Origin of the sequence: Arthrobacter sp. Rue61a, assembly GCF_000294695.2 — a bacterium.
In the GTDB taxonomy this organism is placed as follows: Bacteria; Actinomycetota; Actinomycetes; order Actinomycetales; family Micrococcaceae; genus Arthrobacter; species Arthrobacter aurescens_A.
Map to the genome: position 1 here is coordinate 4,174,321 of NC_018531.1, position 15,987 is coordinate 4,190,307.

Annotated in this window: 16 protein-coding genes and 1 riboswitch; of the genes, 6 read left to right on the forward strand and 10 right to left on the reverse strand. The window is 62.8% G+C overall.

Features of this window, described 5'->3' with window-relative positions:
* Positions 1–37 precede the first annotated feature (37 nt).
* On the forward strand, positions 38–637 hold the full coding sequence (locus ARUE_RS19040; RefSeq protein ID WP_014922937.1) for a GNAT family N-acetyltransferase: 600 nt from the start codon (positions 38–40) through the stop codon (positions 635–637).
* Here ARUE_RS19040 and ARUE_RS19045 read toward each other — a convergent pair.
* The 3 genes from ARUE_RS19045 to ARUE_RS19055 are packed head-to-tail and all read right to left on the reverse strand — an operon-like array spanning position 634 to position 3,637.
* Positions 634–1,428 (reverse strand): energy-coupling factor transporter transmembrane component T family protein, encoded by a 795-nt coding sequence (locus ARUE_RS19045; protein WP_011776284.1) that lies wholly within the window; start codon positions 1,426–1,428, stop codon positions 634–636. The two genes, ARUE_RS19040 and ARUE_RS19045, sit on opposite strands and share 4 nt — an antisense overlap.
* Positions 1,425–3,017 carry an ABC transporter ATP-binding protein gene (locus ARUE_RS19050; protein WP_014922938.1) on the reverse strand — a complete coding sequence of 531 codons (1,593 nt, stop codon included), beginning with the start codon at positions 3,015–3,017 and terminating at the stop codon, positions 1,425–1,427. Before ARUE_RS19050 ends, ARUE_RS19045 begins: the two co-directional genes overlap by 4 nt.
* Positions 3,017–3,637, reverse strand: coding sequence for an ECF transporter S component (locus ARUE_RS19055; protein ID WP_014922939.1), 621 nt, complete (start codon positions 3,635–3,637; stop codon positions 3,017–3,019). Before ARUE_RS19055 ends, ARUE_RS19050 begins: the two co-directional genes overlap by 1 nt.
* A 77-nt stretch (positions 3,638–3,714) precedes the next feature.
* Positions 3,715–3,851: riboswitch (TPP riboswitch) on the reverse strand.
* 291 nt (positions 3,852–4,142) lie between these two features.
* Between ARUE_RS19055 and ARUE_RS19060 the strand changes: the two genes are divergently transcribed.
* Together ARUE_RS19060 and ARUE_RS19065 are read left to right on the forward strand one after the other, a co-directional pair.
* Entirely contained in the window at positions 4,143–4,832 is a 690-nt protein-coding gene (locus tag ARUE_RS19060) for an NUDIX hydrolase (protein WP_011776287.1), read from the forward strand.
* 30 nt (positions 4,833–4,862) lie between these two features.
* Positions 4,863–5,123: a DUF4235 domain-containing protein gene (locus ARUE_RS19065; RefSeq protein ID WP_014922940.1), complete on the forward strand. Its 261-nt coding sequence runs from the start codon at positions 4,863–4,865 to the stop codon at positions 5,121–5,123.
* A gap of 59 nt (positions 5,124–5,182) precedes the next feature.
* Here ARUE_RS19065 and mnhG read toward each other — a convergent pair whose 3' ends face one another.
* From mnhG to ARUE_RS19095, 6 genes are read right to left on the reverse strand one after another with little or no spacing between them, the layout of a single operon-like run.
* Positions 5,183–5,575, reverse strand: a complete 393-nt coding sequence (mnhG, locus tag ARUE_RS19070; RefSeq protein ID WP_011776289.1) for a monovalent cation/H(+) antiporter subunit G — start codon at positions 5,573–5,575, stop codon at positions 5,183–5,185.
* Entirely contained in the window at positions 5,565–5,843 is a 279-nt protein-coding gene (locus tag ARUE_RS19075; protein WP_011776290.1) for an MrpF/PhaF family protein, read from the reverse strand. Before ARUE_RS19075 ends, mnhG begins: the two co-directional genes overlap by 11 nt.
* On the reverse strand, positions 5,840–6,406 hold the full coding sequence (locus ARUE_RS19080) for a Na+/H+ antiporter subunit E (protein ID WP_014922941.1): 567 nt from the start codon (positions 6,404–6,406) through the stop codon (positions 5,840–5,842). The genes ARUE_RS19075 and ARUE_RS19080 overlap by 4 nt, the downstream gene beginning before the upstream one ends.
* On the reverse strand, positions 6,403–8,001 hold the full coding sequence (locus ARUE_RS19085) for a Na+/H+ antiporter subunit D (protein WP_014922942.1): 1,599 nt from the start codon (positions 7,999–8,001) through the stop codon (positions 6,403–6,405). The genes ARUE_RS19080 and ARUE_RS19085 overlap by 4 nt, the downstream gene beginning before the upstream one ends.
* Positions 7,998–8,498 (reverse strand): Na(+)/H(+) antiporter subunit C, encoded by a 501-nt coding sequence (locus ARUE_RS19090; RefSeq protein ID WP_011776293.1) that lies wholly within the window; start codon positions 8,496–8,498, stop codon positions 7,998–8,000. The genes ARUE_RS19085 and ARUE_RS19090 overlap by 4 nt, the downstream gene beginning before the upstream one ends.
* Positions 8,495–11,512, reverse strand: a complete 3,018-nt coding sequence (locus ARUE_RS19095) for a Na+/H+ antiporter subunit A (protein WP_014922943.1) — start codon at positions 11,510–11,512, stop codon at positions 8,495–8,497. Before ARUE_RS19095 ends, ARUE_RS19090 begins: the two co-directional genes overlap by 4 nt.
* Positions 11,513–11,714: 202 nt before the next feature.
* Here ARUE_RS19095 and ARUE_RS19100 point away from each other — a divergent pair, with 202 nt between their 5' ends.
* The 3 genes from ARUE_RS19100 to ARUE_RS19110 all read left to right on the forward strand — a co-directional run bounded on the left by ARUE_RS19100 (position 11,715) and on the right by ARUE_RS19110 (position 14,870).
* Positions 11,715–13,118, forward strand: a complete 1,404-nt coding sequence (locus tag ARUE_RS19100; protein ID WP_011776295.1) for an MFS transporter — start codon at positions 11,715–11,717, stop codon at positions 13,116–13,118.
* 64 nt (positions 13,119–13,182) lie between these two features.
* Positions 13,183–13,665, forward strand: a complete 483-nt coding sequence (locus ARUE_RS19105) for a cation:proton antiporter regulatory subunit (RefSeq protein WP_011776296.1) — start codon at positions 13,183–13,185, stop codon at positions 13,663–13,665.
* A gap of 5 nt (positions 13,666–13,670) precedes the next feature.
* Complete coding sequence (locus tag ARUE_RS19110) at positions 13,671–14,870, forward strand: cation:proton antiporter (RefSeq protein ID WP_014922944.1); 1,200 nt, start codon at positions 13,671–13,673, stop codon at positions 14,868–14,870.
* A gap of 112 nt (positions 14,871–14,982) precedes the next feature.
* Here ARUE_RS19110 and ARUE_RS19115 read toward each other — a convergent pair whose 3' ends face one another.
* Positions 14,983–15,924: an endonuclease domain-containing protein gene (locus ARUE_RS19115; RefSeq protein WP_014922945.1), complete on the reverse strand. Its 942-nt coding sequence runs from the start codon at positions 15,922–15,924 to the stop codon at positions 14,983–14,985.
* Positions 15,925–15,987: the final 63 nt, after the last annotated feature.

Consider the following 15,987-nt stretch of genomic DNA (forward strand, 5'->3'; position numbering starts at 1 on the left):
TCCCCGACATCAGCCTGCATCAGCCCCGAAGGAAGCCATGACCACCACCACTCAGGACTTCTCCGTCCGCACCACCGTCTACGCCGAGGACCTCGAAGGATGGGGTGCGCTCCGGATAGTTCCGCTGATTCCCCGCGAGGACATCGATCTCATCTTCGAATGGGTTACCCAGCCCCGCGCCAAGTTCTGGGGAATGACGGAGAACTCCCACGAGGAGGTCCTGGGGATCTACGAGTTCCTTGACTCGCTGGATACCCACCACGCGTTCCTGGCCACCTTGGACGGGGAGCCGTTGGCCCTCTTCCAGACGTACGAGCCCCTGCATGATCCCGTGGGCGAGGCCTACCCCGCCCGAGAGGAAGACATCGGCATGCACCTGCTGCTGGCCCCTGCCACGCGGCCCATTCCTCACTTCACCCCGCGCCTGGGCACGTCCTTGATCAAGTACATGTTCTCCCTGCCGGGCAAGGACCGGATTGTGGTGGAGCCGGACTCCCGCAACGCCAAGGCCCTGCGCCGCTTGGAAGCGACGTGCTTTGAGCTGGGACCCATCATCCAGCTTGCCGAGAAGGAAGCCCAGTTGGGTTTCCTGACGCGGGCAGGCTTCGATGAAATCCAGCAGCGTCCCGCGCGCTAGCGCCAGACGAAGCTCCAGGTTCCCGCGCCCACTGCCGTCAGGACCGCACCGGCTGAGATAACCAGTCCTCCAAGGACTACCCACGCATCCAGGAGGGAATAGGTGGATTCCCGCGCCCACGTCCTTTGACCACCGCCGAAGCCGCGCGCTTCCATGGTCACCGCCAACCGCGACGCCCGCCGAACAGCCTGAACCAGCAACCCGAAACTCTGGCCGAGCGTGGCCTTCAAACGCTGAAAAGGGCTGCCTTGGGAACCGACTCCGCGGGCACGCCGGGCCATTCCGATGGTTTGCCACTCCTCTGCCATGAGGCCCACCAGCCTCATGGCAGCGAGGGATCCGAGGACGAAGCGGTGCGGCAGCCTGGCCTTCTGCGCCAGCGCGTCGGCCAGGTCTGTGGGATCGGTGCACGTCATCAGCAAGATCGCTGGCAACGCAATCGCCAAACCGCGGAGCATGAAACCAAGCCCCAGCTCAAGGGAACCTTCGCTGATGGACCAGAGCCCGACGTCGAGCAGTACAGCGCCGCTGTCCGCCGCCACGATCGCGGTGCTCCAGCCGCCGATCGCGGCCGCGATGATCAGGGGCCAGGCCCGCTGCCATAAAAGCCTGAAGGTGAGGCCGGCCAACGGGAAGAGCGCCAGTTCAGCAATGAGTGCCGTTGAGGCCGAGACCCAGTCAATGGACAGTGCCAGCACAAGGGATATGAGGAAGACCGCTACGAACTTGGCCAGAGGGTTGGCACGGGTCAGCAGGGAGTGGTTTCCGCGAATATTCAGTGCGTCCCTCATGCTGCGCCGGCTTCCTGATGGGTGGCTCGGCCCTCCGTGATCGGGCCTAGCCGCAGTTCTGTGCCGCCGAGTACGGCACTGAATTCCTGATCGTGGGTCACGGAGACCACCGCGGTTCCAGCGTCCAGCAACTCGGAAAGGAACGACGCCAATTCTGCCCACGTGTTGGCGTCCTGGCCGAACGTGGGCTCGTCCAAGACAAGAACCTTCGGATGTGCCGCGAGCACCGTGGCCACCGAAAGCCGCCGCTTCTCCCCACCGGACAACGTGTACGGGTTGGCGTCCACAAGATGCGTCAGCCGCAACCGCTCCAACAGTTCATCCACGCGTTCCTCGCCATGGCCCAGATGCTTCGGACCGAACATGAGTTCATCCAGGACCTTGCCCGTGACGAACTGATGCTCAGGCTCTTGGAACACCGTCCCGATCCGAGAGATCAAACGGTCCGCTTTCCACTTCAACGGGTCGATTCCCGCACCCTCGGAAAGCTCGACGGCGGCACTCACCTTGCCGTCCACAGGTGCCAAAAGGCCGGCCAACGTGAGCGCGAACGTGGACTTGCCCGCACCGTTTGGGCCCGTAATGGTCAGTGCTTGTCCTGCCCGGACCTGTGCACTGATGCCCGTTTGCACCGGTATGGGCGGGATGGTTTTGAACCCTTTGCGCCGTGGCTTTTCACGGGAAACAGAAAGGTCCTGGGCTGCGAGGAGAAGCTGCGCGGTGTCGGGCTCATTGTGCCGCCCCCGGGTTGCCGGGACGTACCCGGGCACCCAGACGCCTGCCGACATGAGCATAGTGCGGGCCTCGGAAAGGACCTGGTCCGGAGGGCCGTCCAAGAGGACGCCGCCCGTGACCCGCCCGGCCCCTGCGGCCGTGCTGGACCCTGCGGCCGACCCCGGCTGCAGGACCACAATCCTGTCCACCAGGTCTTTCCAGACGGACACACGGTGTTCCACCACAACCAGCGTGGCGCCGGTCTTGTCCAGGCATCGCCCAACAGCATCACGGACCTCGAGCACCCCTGCAGGATCCAGGTTGGCCGTTGGTTCGTCCAGCAGGATCAGCCCGGGCCGCATTGCCAAAATTCCTGCAAGCGCAAGGCGCTGCTTCTGGCCGCCGGAGAGCGCCGCCGTCGGGTGATCCAACGCCAGGCCGCCACCCGCAACGGTACGCAACCCGACGTCGTCGAGCGCTTCATGGACGCGGGACCAAATCTCGTCACGGGGCACGGCAAGGTTCTCCGCGCCGAAAGCAACGTCGTCGCCAACCCTCGACAGAACCACCTGTGTCTCGGGGTCCTGTTGCATCAATCCGGCGCGTCCCCGCTGCTCGCGGGGCGCACCGCCGTCGATCAGCAGGGAGCCGGTCTCATCCGAGTCGTCTTCCTCATCCCCCAACACTCCGGCGAGGGCATGCAGGAGCGTGGACTTGCCGGCACCCGAAGGTCCCAGCAGCAGTACGCGCTCCCCCGGTTCGATCCGAAGGTCCAGGCCCTGAATAGCAGCTTGGGCCCGGCCGGCATGCCGCCAACCCCAGCCCTCGGCTGAGATGGCGGCAGGCCTCACCGTGCCGCTTTGCGTGGCGGACATCAGCTGAAGACGGGCTCCGAAGCGGCCTTGCGCGAGGCGAAGGAGCTCAGCACGCCGGTCTTGGCCAGGCCGCGCGTGGCCGCCCAGGAGAGTGCGCCCGCGATAATTGCGCCGGAAATTGTGGTGAAGGTGATGTAGGCCAGCTTGTCGACGGCCTCATAGGCGATGTTCCAACCCCATGGCAGGAAGGAGTCGTTCAGGCCGCAGAAGAGGCCCGCGCCGGCGCCCGCAAGGAGCGCGGTGGGCAGGTTGAACTTCTTGTACCTGAAGGCGGCGAAGATGAGCTCGGCGCCCAGGCCCTGCAAAACGCCGGATATCAGCACCGTGGTGCCGTACTGCGAGCCCATGATGAGCTCACCGGTGGCGGCGACGGCTTCGCAGAACAGCGCAGCACCGGGCTTGCGGATAATGAGCATTCCCAGGACCGCGGGAATCATCCAGCCACCGGCAATCAAGCCTGTGAGCGGCGGATACGTCGCGTTCATGGGGATGGATACCAGTGCCGCGCCCTGGGACCATGCCCAGAAGATCACGCCGCCGGCGATGGCGATAAGAGCCGCCACAACGATGTCTACAACGCGCCAGTTATAACTGGCCTTCTTCACGTTTACCGTGGTCATTTTCTGCCTCCTGAGGTTACAGGAGGGGAAAGTGCTCCCCGGATCCCGGGTCCGGCTCGCGCCGTCCGCATCCGGACACTCTGAGAAGCTCGACTCCCTTGCGCCGGTACTAACCGGATCAGGTTCGAGGGTCTGCGGCTGTCCGCACTCTCAGCGCCCTCGCGTCTCCTGCATCTCTGCAGAGTCCGACGGCGGCGCTCCCCTGTCGTTATCAAATCTGCCCTGATGGGCTGGTTCAGTTTACACCTGAGTCCGTGGCGGGCGCTGCGGTCCAGTCACAATCGCCTTCCCGTCCTTGAGGTGCCCGTTGCCACGCGCGTTGCGAGGCCCGCTCTACACCCCTCCCCCACGCCATTCCCTGCACACCAGGCCTAACAACGAGACGGAGGGCGTTGCGAGGCCCGCTCTACACCCCTCCCCCACGCCATTCCCTGCACACCAGGCCCCACAACAGGACCTGAGAGAATGAATCAGCAGACTTCACCGCGGCAAAGGGGCACATTTCATGACGGACATCTCCGGCTCGGGACTTACAGACACCAACGCCGTGGCGGAACCCCGCCTGGCAGCGAGCGTCATCCTGCTCCGCGACGCCTCGGACGGCCTCGAAGCCTTCGTCCAACACAGGGTGAGCACCATGGACTTTGCCGCCGGAATGGTGGTCTTCCCTGGCGGACGCGTCGATGCCGCCGATCAGAGCGGGTGGGACTACCCGGCGGAGCTGCTTCAACGCCACGCAGCCGACTGGAACCAGAGCTCCCTGAGCGCGGATCCGGGAGCAGCAGCGAAGAACGCCGGGACGGTACTCGCTGCCGCCATCCGCGAGGTTCAGGAGGAGGCCGGACTCACCATCGATGCCTCCGACCTCCGCCCGTGGGCCAACTGGATCACCCCCACGGACATGCCCAAACGCTTCGACACGTTCTTCTACGTTGCCAAGCCCTCTCCGGGAGCCACGCCCCAGCATCAAACTACGGAAGCCTGGCAATCACTGTGGATGCCGGTGGCGGACATTCTTGAAGCGGAAGCCGCAGGCACGTTGAAACTGATGCCGCCCACCTATTACCTGCTCAAAGAAATCGCCGGACTCGGAACCGTGGACGCTGTCTGGTCGGCCGAACACCCAGTCGTTCCAGTACTTGCGCCGGTTGGTTCATTGGCGGCGTTCCTCAAGGAACGGGAAAGCCGCCGCTAACGGTGTGGCCTTTAGAGCTAGGCTGGGGGCATGAACCTCTTCTTCAAGCTGATCGGTGCCGGAGTAAGCCTCGGAGCAGGATTCGTAGGCACCAAACTCGTCAATAAAGGGTGGGAAAAGGCCACTGGCAGCAAACCGCCCATGGGCAACGACGATATGGAAACCAGTCTGCGTTCGGCGCTGACATTCGCACTGATTTCGGCTTTTGTGAGCACGCTCATCCAGGTCCTGGCAAGCCGGGGCACGCAGCGCGCCATCGCGCGCTTCGCGAAGACCCACGACATCGTCTAGGCACCCGAACCACGACGCCGGGTCACCTGCAGGTGACCCGGCGTTCGTTGTGGCTGCTGCTAGCGGTCGCTCCCCGGTTCCTGACCGGCGGCCGCCCTTTGGACTACGGCTTCCAACTCATCCTTGGTGAGCTTTTCGCGGTGTCCGTGCTTGGTGCGGTACGCCGAGCGGCCCACCATGTGGGCAGAGACGGGCGCCGTGAGGAGCTGGAAAATCCAGGCCACCACCAAGACAGGCCACACCCACCAGGTGCGCATCTGGAGTCCGATTGCGGCAAGCATGAGAAACAACCCCAGGACCTGCGGTTTGGTGGCTGCGTGCATGCGGCTCATGAGGTCCGGGAAGCGGAGCAAGCCGATGGCCGCGCCCAGTGACATCAGGGCACCCACCACCAGGAATACGGCGGTGACAACATCAATCACAGCGTCAAGGCCGGTGGCATCAGGACTCATTGCTTTGCTCCCTGCGTTCGGCCACGAACCTTGCAACTGTCACAGAGCCGATGAAACCGATCACTGCGAGCGCTACCAGCAGCATCAGGTTGTTCAGATGCTTGTTCAACGCCATATCGATCGCCAGGGCAGCGCCCAGGATTGCCAGCAAAACGTCTGATGCCAGAACGCGATCCAGGAGGGACGGGCCGATGGCGATGCGGATAATTGCCCCAGCGGCGGCCAAGCTGAGGATCACGGCTGTAGCTATGAGAACCGCTTCTTTCATAGCGCTGCTCCTTCCATCCCGGGACGCTGTTCGGCTTTGAGGGCCTCGACTTCTTCGCGTGTACCCATGATCCGGATCAGTCCTGCTTCGATGTCTTGGGTTTCCTGACGAATCTTGTCGATGTCCGCCTCTTCGTAAATGTTGAGCGCGTGCAGATAAAGCGTGGACGTGGAGCGGTCCACCTCCACCACCAGGGATCCGGGGATCAGCGAGATAACGTGCCCGGTGGCCGTCACCATGAGGTCGGAATGGCTCCGCAAAGGAACGGCGACGACGGCGCTGCGAACCTTGGGTCCCTTGGCTACAGCCAGGTACAGCACCAGGAAGCTCGCTGCCACCACTTTGGCGAGGAACAGGAGGGCGAAAGGAATGGCGCGCAGGATGTTGAACCTGCCGCTGAGCTCCACCGGGGGGAGGTAGAAGAACTTGGCCACCAGCACGGCGATCAGTGCGCCGAACAGGAGGTTGCCCGGGCTGAAGTCCCGCCACAGCGCACCCCACACGATCACCAACCAGATGAGCAACGGCAGTTCAGTGCGGAACGAGATCGGTTTGCGGCTCATTTCGCATCACCCGTCTTTACTTCATCTGTGTGCGTTTCATCCGTCTGCGCAAGCGGCGGCACCACAACGGAATCTCCCAACACGGAGTGAATATAGGCGGAGCGGTCCAACATGATTCCAGCGGAGCCGTCAGCAACCTTGAACAACGGACCTGCGAAGACCGTCAATGCCACGCCGAACACCACCAGCCCAGCTGTTGACCCCACCATGGTCCGTGGGAGCACTCCGACGTTCCCGGGGGTTTTCAGCACGGGGTCCGGGTACTCGGCGTCCTCAGGCTTCCTCCAGAACGCCCTGTTCCACACGCGGGCGATCGCCAGCAGGGTCAGCAGGCTGGTCACCACGCCACCTACCACCAGCACGATGGCCAGCGGCGTTCCCAGTTCAACACCGGCCTGCAACAGCCCCAGCTTTCCAAGGAAGCCGGAGAACGGTGGGATGCCTGCCAGATTCATCGCAGGAACAAAGAACAGCAAGGCCAGCAGCGGTGAGAGCTTCGCCAAGCCACCCAAGCGGTCCATGGATGAGCTGCCGCCACGCCGCTCAATAAGACCCGTGACCAGGAACAAACTGGTCTGCACTGTGATGTGGTGGGCAACGTAGAAGACCGCAGCCCCGAGTCCGGCCACGGAGCTCATCGCCAGGCCAAACACCATGTAGCCGATATGGCTCACCAAGGTAAAGGACAGGAGACGTTTGATGTCACTCTGGGCCAAGGCGCCCAGAATTCCGACAATCATGGTCAGTAGCGCCACCACCATCAGTGGAACGTTGAGGGTGTCCCCGGGGAACAGGAGCGTTTCCGTGCGGACCATCGCGTAGACGCCCACTTTTGTCAGCAAGCCTGCGAACACGGCGGTGACCGGGGCGGGAGCAGTTGGATAGGAGTCCGGGAGCCAGAAGGACAGGGGGAAGACTGCTGCCTTGATCCCGAAGGCCACCAACAACATCACGTGCAGGAGGTTTTGCGTGCCTTGGTCCAGTTCGGCCAGCTTGATGGCCAAATCCGCCATGGTGATGGTTCCGGTGGCTCCGTAGATCATGGCGATGGCGATGAGGAACAGAACGGACGACACCACGGAGACCACAACGTACGTCACGCCCGCGCGGATACGTGGCCCTGTCCCGCCCAACGTCATGAGCACGTAACTTGCGGTCAGCAGGATCTCGAAGCCGACGTAAAGGTTGAAAAGGTCACCGGTGAGAAAGGCATTGGACACGCCCGCGACGAGAATCAGGTACGTGGGGTGGAAGATCGAAACCGGCGCTTCCTGGTCGCCGTCGGCCATGCCCTGCCCCGTAGCGTAGATCAACACCGCGAGGCTCACCACGGTGGAGACCACCAGCATGAGCGAGGAGAACTGGTCCACTACCAGGACCACACCCCACGGGGGCAGCCATCCGCCCAACGTGACCGATGTGGTGCCGCCGTCCCACACCGAGATCAGGAGGAGGCATTCGAGCAGGAGGGTTGCGCTGAGGATGCCAATGCTCACCGCACGCTGGGCGCTGTGGTGGCGGATCAGCAGGAACGCCAGGGCAGCACCCAGAATTGGTAGGAGGACAGCTAGCGGCGACAGGTTCGCGAGATTCACGCGCTGCCTCCTTCCTGGGTTGTTGCCGTGTTGGGGGTCTCTGTGGCATCCGGCTTTTCGCGATCCGCCGGGCTTGCGGGGGTGATCGCGAACTCCGAGGTTTCCAGCGGAACAATGGCGTCGTCCTCGGCGTCGAAGCTCGGAGTCTTGGCCACGCGCACGTCTTCGAGGTCATCCTGGATCTCGTCCTGACGAGCCAGAACCCATGTGCGGTAAATGATGCCCAACATGAAAGCCGTCACGGCGAAGGAAATGACGATCGACGTGAGGATCAGCGCCTGGGGCAAAGGATCGTTGTAGGTGTCCGGGTTCGTTTCCTTGTTGAACAGCGGTGCAAGGCCGGCGTACCCTCCCGTGCTCAGGATCAGGATGTTGGTGGCGTTGGCCAACAGCATCAAACCCAACAGCACGCGGGTGAGGCTGCGTTCCAGGATCAAGTAGATGCCGCAGGCGTACAGCACGCCCATGACGATCAGCAAGGTCAGGTTGATGCTCATGCGTTACCCTTCCCGAGCGCGGCGGATTCAGCGGCTTCGTGGGCAAGCTCAGGATGCTCGGCAGCGTCTTCCTCTGCAAGGGGCATGCTTTTGCCTTCAAAGTGTTCGTCGATTTCGGCGCCGAGGCTGCGGAGGACGTCCAGCGCCAACCCCACAACCACGATGTACACGCCGATATCGAAAATCGTTGACGTGACGAACTTGACGTCACCGAAGACGGGCAGCCAGAACTCGATGATCGCGCTCTGGAATACCTGGCCGCCAAGGAGCAGTGGGACCACACCCGAGGCTGCCGCCGTCGCAAGTCCCGTCCCCAGAAGCGTGCCGGCGCTGATGGTCGCTGCCTCACTCAACTCGAAACGCCCACCGGCCAGATAGCGGATGGTGAGGGCGAGGCCTGCGGTGAGGCCGCCTGCGAAGCCGCCGCCCGGCAGGTTATGTCCGGCGAGGAGGAGGTAGATGGAGAAGATGATCATCGAGTGGAAGATCAGCCTGGTCACCACTTCGAAGATGATCGAGCGTCGTTCCGGCGCCAGCGTGCGTCCTGCAACCAGCCACGCGTCGCGGGTAACGTCAGTGAACTTCCTGGCGACGGCCAGCGTGGCACCGTCGCGTGAATCGCGGTCGACGCCGGTGCGGCGCCCCACGCTGCCTGCCGGCACGGCCTCCGAGGTCTTGATCCTGTCGCCGCGGCTACGGACGAAGATCAGGCTGGCAACACCCGTGGCGGCAATGGCCAACACGGAAATCTCACCAAAGGTGTCCCACGCCCGGATGTCGACGAGGGTCACGTTGACCACGTTCAGTCCGCCGCCGCCTTCATAAGCCAGGCGCGGGAATTCAAGGGAGATGGGAGTGGCTACACGGGCGCCCATGGCGTAGATGGCCACGAAAATCATGGTGATGCCGAACGCTGCCCCGATGATCACGCGGATCACCCGGAGCCTGCCGCCGGTCCTGTCCCTCAGCTCGGCAGGCAGGCTGCGCATGGCCAGCACGAACGCCACCAGCACAATGGTTTCCACCAGCATCTGAGTCAGGGCGAGGTCCGGCGCGCCCTGCAAGGCAAACATCAGCGCGATGCCGTAGCCCGTGACGGAGACCATGAGAACGGCGAGGAAGCGCTTGTTGGCGCGGACTGCTGCCAGCGCACCCACCACGATTCCCGCCCCGGCCACCAACTGCAGTGGGGAGTTCGGGTCGATGAAATAGATGCCGCCCGGCAAGGGCTTGTTGGCCACAATCAAGGCGGTGGCCGGCACAGCGAAGGCGACAGTCAGGATAACTGCCAGGTAGAAGTACAGCGAACCACGCTGCGTGCGGCCCGTTACCCACACTGCGATGTCGTCCAAGGCACCGATGGTGTGCTGGTAGGCGCGATCACCGTCCACCCAGTCCGGAACCAAGCTTTGCGCCCGGGAGACGAGGTTGCGTCCGTAGAACATTGCAGCACCAGCCGCGAAAGTTATCGCTGTCAGCCCCAACGCAGGGGTGATGCCATGCCACAAAGCCAAGTGTCCGGCGTCGACCGCGTCCGGGCCGTCAGCGAACAGCGCTGCGTAAGGCTGAATCCAGGTGTCCACGGGTGCCGGCCACACACCGTAGGTGATGGTCAGCAGGCTCAAAATTGCGGGCGCGGCCAGGAAGGCGGGCTTGATGGGCTTGAAAGGCGTGGGCTCCACGCCGGGCTTGACGGCAAACGCGCCCCACATGAACCGGGCGCTGTAGGCGAACGTCAGGATGGAGCCGATGACCAGGCCAATCAGGATCCAGACGCCCCAAACCGGCGCGTCGTCGCCGGTGCCGTAGTGGACAAAGGCCTCGAAGACCGACTCCTTGGCTACGAAGCCAGCCAACGGAGGCACGCCGGCCATGGACGCCGCCGCAATACCGGCCACCACTCCGAGGGCACGTGAAGAACGGAAAACACCGGAAAGCTTGCGGATATCGCGTGTTCCGGATTGATGGTCGATGATGCCGACCACCAGGAACAGGGCCGCTTTGAACAGGCCGTGCGCCAAGAGCAGCCCGAGTCCTGCAAGGGCAGCATCAGGCCTGCCCAGACCAACCACCATGGTGAGGAAGCCGAGCTGGCTGACAGTGCCGTAGGCGAGGATGAGCTTGATGTCGGTTTGGCGAAGTGCGCGGTACCCACCCACCAGCATGGTGGCCAGGCCCAGCCCCAGGACCACGGGAAGCCAAAATTCCGACGTCGAAAACCCGGGAGCAAGGCGCGCGACGATGTAGATGCCGGCCTTCACCATGGCAGCCGCATGCAAGTAGGCGCTCACCGGTGTGGGAGCAGCCATGGCGCCCGGCAGCCAGAAGTGGAACGGGACAAGGGCCGATTTGGTCACCGCACCGGCAAGGATAAGTACGACGGCGGCAGTCACCGCTCCCTGCATCGGTCCGCTCATGAGCGTCCCGGCCTGGTCCAAAATCGCCGAAATCCGGTAGGTGCCGGCAGCTTGGCCCATGATGATGAGGCCCACGAGCATCGCCAGGCCACCAGCCGTGGTGACCATGAGTGCCTGCAGCGCCGAGCGGCGTGCTGCCAAACGGGTGCGCGCATAGCCGATCAGCAGGTAGGACAGGATAGTGGTGAGTTCCCAGAAGATGAACAACATCAGGAGGTCATCGGAGGTCACCAAGCCGAACATTGCGCCGGCAAAGGCCAGAAGTTGTGCCCCGAATCCGCCGAGGTCCGCATCCTTGTTCTTGAAGTACCGGGCGCAATAAACCAACACCAAGGATCCAACGCCGAGGATCAGCAGCGACATAACCCAAGCCAAGGGATCCATGCGGAAAGCGAGTTCCAACTTCAGGCTGGGGATCCACGGGAGGATCTCTTCTATGCCTCCGCCGGAATATACGGCTTCGTACTGGAAGATCAGCCAAATGAAAGCGCCCGCGGGGACTGCTGCGAGGGCGTAGAACGCGTTCCTGCCGAGCTTGCTGAAGATCAAGGGCGCCACAGTTGCCGCTACAAAGGTGATGGCGAGAACTGTGATCACTGTTATCTCCGCAAAGTCAGGAACGAATTGTCAAAAGTTGGAGCAGGCGGTCATACGTTGGGTTCGGTTGGTCCAGTTTATCAAGGGCGTCCGACAGTTTTGGGCTAAGTGACCGGGCTGCGCGGAAGGCTTAAACAAGCGTTGTCCACAACGCGGTCTGTCATGTGCCCGCCGTTATCCCGGCCGCTATAGCATTCAAGCTATGAACGCGGCCGCAGTCCCCGAAGCCTCCCACCCGACATCCGAGCTTGCCTCAGGATCCGTCGCCTCAAAAAAGGGACAAATCCTTGCATGGGCGTCCTGGGACTGGGGTTCGGCTGCCTTCCAAGCGGTCATGACCACCTTCGTTTTCACCGTTTACCTCACATCCAATGCTTTCGGCGGAGAGGACGCCGCGTCGGCCGCCCTGGGTGCCGCCCTGGCCATTGCCGGCCTCGCCATTGCGCTCCTGGCTCCCGTAACGGGCCAGCGTTCGGACGCCGGTGGACGCCGCAAGCTCTGGCTCGGCGTCAACACGGCCGCCACGGCCGTCCTTACCGCGCTGTGCTTCTTCGTGTTCCCGCAACCGGAGTTCCTGCTCCTCGGCGTCTGCCTGATCGCACTCGGCAACATCTTCTTTGAGTTCGCCGGCGTGAACTACAACGCCATGCTGGCCCAAATCTCAACACCGCGGAACATCGGCAGGGTCAGTGGCTTCGGGTGGGCCATGGGCTATCTCGGAGGGATCGTGGCCCTCCTCCTGGTCCTACAGTTGTTCGTTCAGCCTTCCTTTGACTGGTTCGGCGCGTCCACGCAGGACTCCCTCAACATCCGGCTCGTAGCCGTCTTCTCGGCGCTATGGTTCTTCATCTTTGCGCTTCCCGTGATGTTCGCCGTCCCTGAGGTCTCCGTCAAGAAGGCCGCTGCATCTCTGGGATTCCTGGCCTCATACAAACTGTTGTTCCGCCGCATCGGGGCGATCTACCGGACCAGCCCGCACACCATCTACTTTTTGCTGTCCAGCGCCATTTTCCGCGACGGTCTCGCGGCCGTGTTCACGTTCGGCGGCGTCATCGCCGCCGGCACGTTCGGCTTCGAACTCAAGGACGTCATCTTCTTCGCCATCTTCGGCAACGTAGTCGCGGCCGTCGGCGCCATTATGGGAGGCTTCCTGGATGACAGGATCGGGCCCAAAGCCGTCATCGTCCTTTCCCTGGTTGGCCTCCTCATCGCAGGCACAGCCATTCTGGTTCTCGGCAACGGCGACTACGTCTTCTTCGGCAATGAATGGCCTGGGTCCACAACATTCTGGGTCTTCGGCCTTCTGCTCTGCCTGTTCGTGGGACCGGCCCAATCATCTTCGCGGGCCTACCTGGCAAGGCTCGCCCCCGCTGGCGAATCGGGCGAATTGTTTGGGCTCTACGCCACAACCGGGCGGGCCGTCAGCTTCCTCGCCCCCACACTTTTCACCCTGTGCATCACCATCGCCTCGCCGCTTGTAGCAGAAGGCGAAGCCCAACGCTGGGGCATCCTCGGGATCATGGTGGTGCTCCTTGCAGGACTTCTGGTGATCCTCCCGGTGAAACCACCGGCCAAGGTGGAAATAGCCGTGGTGCCTGAGCGTTAACTACATAGGACTGGCTGAGCGCAAACGCCGTACCAGACCCGTACAACAGAGTTAGGGTGGAGCTATGAACGTGGATGAGACTGAACTCCCGGGCCTCGGGATCCGCAAGGATTTCGTCACGGCATCGGGCCGTCGCATCGGTGTCGTGGAACTTCGTGAGGGTGAGACCGAACTTTTCGTTTCTACCTGGGATGATCCTGACACGTGCCAGGCGTCCATCCCGTTGACGGCCGATGAAGCATCGACACTCGGCAACCTCCTGAGCGGCCAGCACATTGCCATGCGCCTGGCAGAGGAACATCGCGAGATCCCGGGCATCGTCACCCGCCAGTTCTCCATCACCCCCGATTCACCCTTCGTCAACCAACCCATGGGCAAGGCACAAATCCGCACCCGCAGCGGTGTCTCCATCGTGGCGATCATGCGCGAAGGCGAGGTGGTCCCATCGCCGGCGCCCGACGTCGTACTTCACACCGGCGATTTACTCGTAGCGGTCGGCACGCAGGAAGGTCTTGACTCGGCAGCCGATATCCTCCGCAACGGCTGACCGGAATGGATCCGCTCGCATTAGCCCTCGTTGAACTGGGGGCCGTCGTCTTTTGCCTCGGTCTCCTTGCTCGATTAGCGGGCCGGATAGGCATGTCTCCCATCCCCCTCTATTTGGTGGGTGGGCTGGCCTTCGGAGCTGGCGGGTTCGTCAAACTGGATGGCATGCACGAGTTCGCCCATCTCTCCGGCGAAATCGGGGTCATCCTCCTGCTGCTTATGCTCGGATTGGAATATACGGCGTCGGAGCTGGTCACCGGACTTCGGCGATCCTGGCAGGCCGGTGTCATGGATTTCATCCTCAACTTCATTCCGGGCGCGGGATTGGCCGTACTTCTGGGCTGGGGACTTGTGGGCGCCATCGTCATGGGTGGCGTTACCTATATCTCGTCGTCAGGCATCGCGGCCAAGGTGATCACTGACCTCGGCCGTATCGGTAACCGCGAGACTCCCGTGGTGCTTTCCATCCTGGTTTTCGAAGACCTTGCCATGGCCATCTACCTGCCCATCCTCACCGCCATCCTTGCCGGCGTCGGGTTCCTGGGCGGATTACAAACTGTGGGAATTGCTCTTGCAGTGGTCACGGTGGTGCTGGTCATCGCCCTCAAGCACGGGCACCGGGTATCTCAAGCGGTGCACAGCGAGAACTCCGAGGTCTTTCTGCTGAACGTGCTCGGCCTGGCACTTCTCGTGGCAGGCATCGCCTCTGCCCTCCAGGTGTCGGCCGCAGTGGGTGCCTTCATGTTGGGTATCGCTATCTCCGGCGCGACCGCCCACAATGCCACGCGGATCCTCGAACCGCTTCGGGATCTTTTCGCTGCGATCTTCTTCGTGGCCTTCGGGCTCAACACGGACCCGACCTCCATTCCACCGGTCCTTGGCTGGGCTCTGGTGCTGGCCGTCATCACTGCTGCTACCAAGATGCTCACGGGCTTTTGGGCTGCCAAGCGCGCAGGCATCGCTGTACCGGGCCGCTTCCGCGCAGGGGCTGCCTTGATCGCCCGTGGTGAGTTCTCCATCGTCATCGCTGGCCTGGCTGTTGCTTCAGGCGCCGTGCCAGACGAACTTGCCGCCCTCGCCACGGCCTACGTACTCATCATGGCTATCCTCGGCCCGCTGGCTGCTCGCTTTGTGGAGCCAGTGGTCAAAGCCATCCGAAAGACACCTGGAGCCCCACCCCGTACCCCGGAGCCAGCCCCCGCCTAGCGTGCCGTCTCCGCCCCTTCGTTCCACACGCGCCGAGGGGCGACATCTCAACCCAAACCCCTCCACCGAGGGGCGACATCTCAACCCAAAGAGCCCTCCAAAGCCCCGAGATCTAACCCCTCGGCGACCACCCACCCCGGATGAGGGCCTCCCTTATGCGACGAACTACTCCGTCGTAGCCACACTCCCGCACCTGCTCCACCGTGATCACTACGGAGATCCAGCCGTTTGCCGCGAGTGAGGCCTCGCGTCGGATGTCGGATTCTTTTTGTGCGGCACTGAGGTGATGGCCGCCGTCGTAATTGATCGCAACCTTGAAGTCCGGAAAGGCGAGATCCGGCCACACCAACTCGCGGCCCGCCGGGTCGCACACCACGTAGCTCAGCACAGGTTCCGGCAAGGAATCGCGACCAATCGCCAGTCGCAGCCTTGTCTCAGGCACGGAATCCGCCCCAACACGTGCCAAGTCCAGCGCAGCCCGAGCCTTCCGAATGCCACGCGCGCCGGCATGTCGTTCGACCTGTGCCTTGAGATCGTCTACCGAACAGAGCGGCACCCTGTTATGCCCGAAGCTTCGGGTTTGGCTGCAGATGAAATGATCGGCCGCTGCGACGAGGTCTTCGAATGGAAGTACTCCGGCGAGGTCCAACCAGGTTCGGGCAGGCGTCGTGACAGGAATGCCGTCGATGGCGCTTACGTCCGAGTCCATAAGGACCATTCGGTGCCCTCGAACTCCCCTGCGTTGTGGCCGAAAAGTACCGTCCGCCCGAGTGAGGTGGACCAGGAAGTCGTGCTGCGCATCCCACGGCAAGGGGCATCCCCACAGCATGGCCGCGGTTTCGCGGCAGCACACCGCCCCGCCGCTCACGGCTGTGAGGAGCCGGGCGGTGTGCACGGGGTCCTGTTCCTTGCCCCACGGAACTCGGATTCCCCTGCTGGCAACGCGGAGATCGCTATTCCATGCACGATGGTCCGGCAGGCCTGCAGCTTGTTGTTCGGCAAGCGTGAATGAACGGCCTTGGAGCTCAATCGGAAGGGGCGCGGTAATCCTCATCAGCCATTGTTGGCATGCTCCAAGGACCTCTGGGAGGTTACCCACAGTGTGGAGGACTAGTGG

Bases quoted from the DNA above. Each gene is read 5' to 3' on its own strand.
- ARUE_RS19090 (WP_011776293.1), bottom strand. From the start codon at position 8,498: ATGAGCATCAACCTGACCTTGCTGATCGTCATGGGCGTGCTGTACGCC.
- mnhG (WP_011776289.1), bottom strand. From the start codon at position 5,575: ATGAGTCCTGATGCCACCGGCCTTGACGCTGTGATTGATGTTGTCACC.
- ARUE_RS19115 (WP_014922945.1), bottom strand. From the start codon at position 15,924: ATGAGGATTACCGCGCCCCTTCCGATTGAGCTCCAAGGCCGTTCATTC.
- ARUE_RS19050 (WP_014922938.1), bottom strand. From the start codon at position 3,017: ATGTCCGCCACGCAAAGCGGCACGGTGAGGCCTGCCGCCATCTCAGCC.
- ARUE_RS19105 (WP_011776296.1), top strand. From the start codon at position 13,183: ATGAACGTGGATGAGACTGAACTCCCGGGCCTCGGGATCCGCAAGGAT.
- ARUE_RS19065 (WP_014922940.1), top strand. From the start codon at position 4,863: ATGAACCTCTTCTTCAAGCTGATCGGTGCCGGAGTAAGCCTCGGAGCA.
- ARUE_RS19080 (WP_014922941.1), bottom strand. From the start codon at position 6,406: ATGAGCCGCAAACCGATCTCGTTCCGCACTGAACTGCCGTTGCTCATC.
- ARUE_RS19075 (WP_011776290.1), bottom strand. From the start codon at position 5,843: ATGAAAGAAGCGGTTCTCATAGCTACAGCCGTGATCCTCAGCTTGGCC.
- ARUE_RS19100 (WP_011776295.1), top strand. From the start codon at position 11,715: ATGAACGCGGCCGCAGTCCCCGAAGCCTCCCACCCGACATCCGAGCTT.
- ARUE_RS19110 (WP_014922944.1), top strand. From the start codon at position 13,671: ATGGATCCGCTCGCATTAGCCCTCGTTGAACTGGGGGCCGTCGTCTTT.
- ARUE_RS19060 (WP_011776287.1), top strand. From the start codon at position 4,143: ATGACGGACATCTCCGGCTCGGGACTTACAGACACCAACGCCGTGGCG.
- ARUE_RS19055 (WP_014922939.1), bottom strand. From the start codon at position 3,637: ATGACCACGGTAAACGTGAAGAAGGCCAGTTATAACTGGCGCGTTGTA.
- ARUE_RS19040 (WP_014922937.1), top strand. From the start codon at position 38: ATGACCACCACCACTCAGGACTTCTCCGTCCGCACCACCGTCTACGCC.
- ARUE_RS19045 (WP_011776284.1), bottom strand. From the start codon at position 1,428: ATGAGGGACGCACTGAATATTCGCGGAAACCACTCCCTGCTGACCCGT.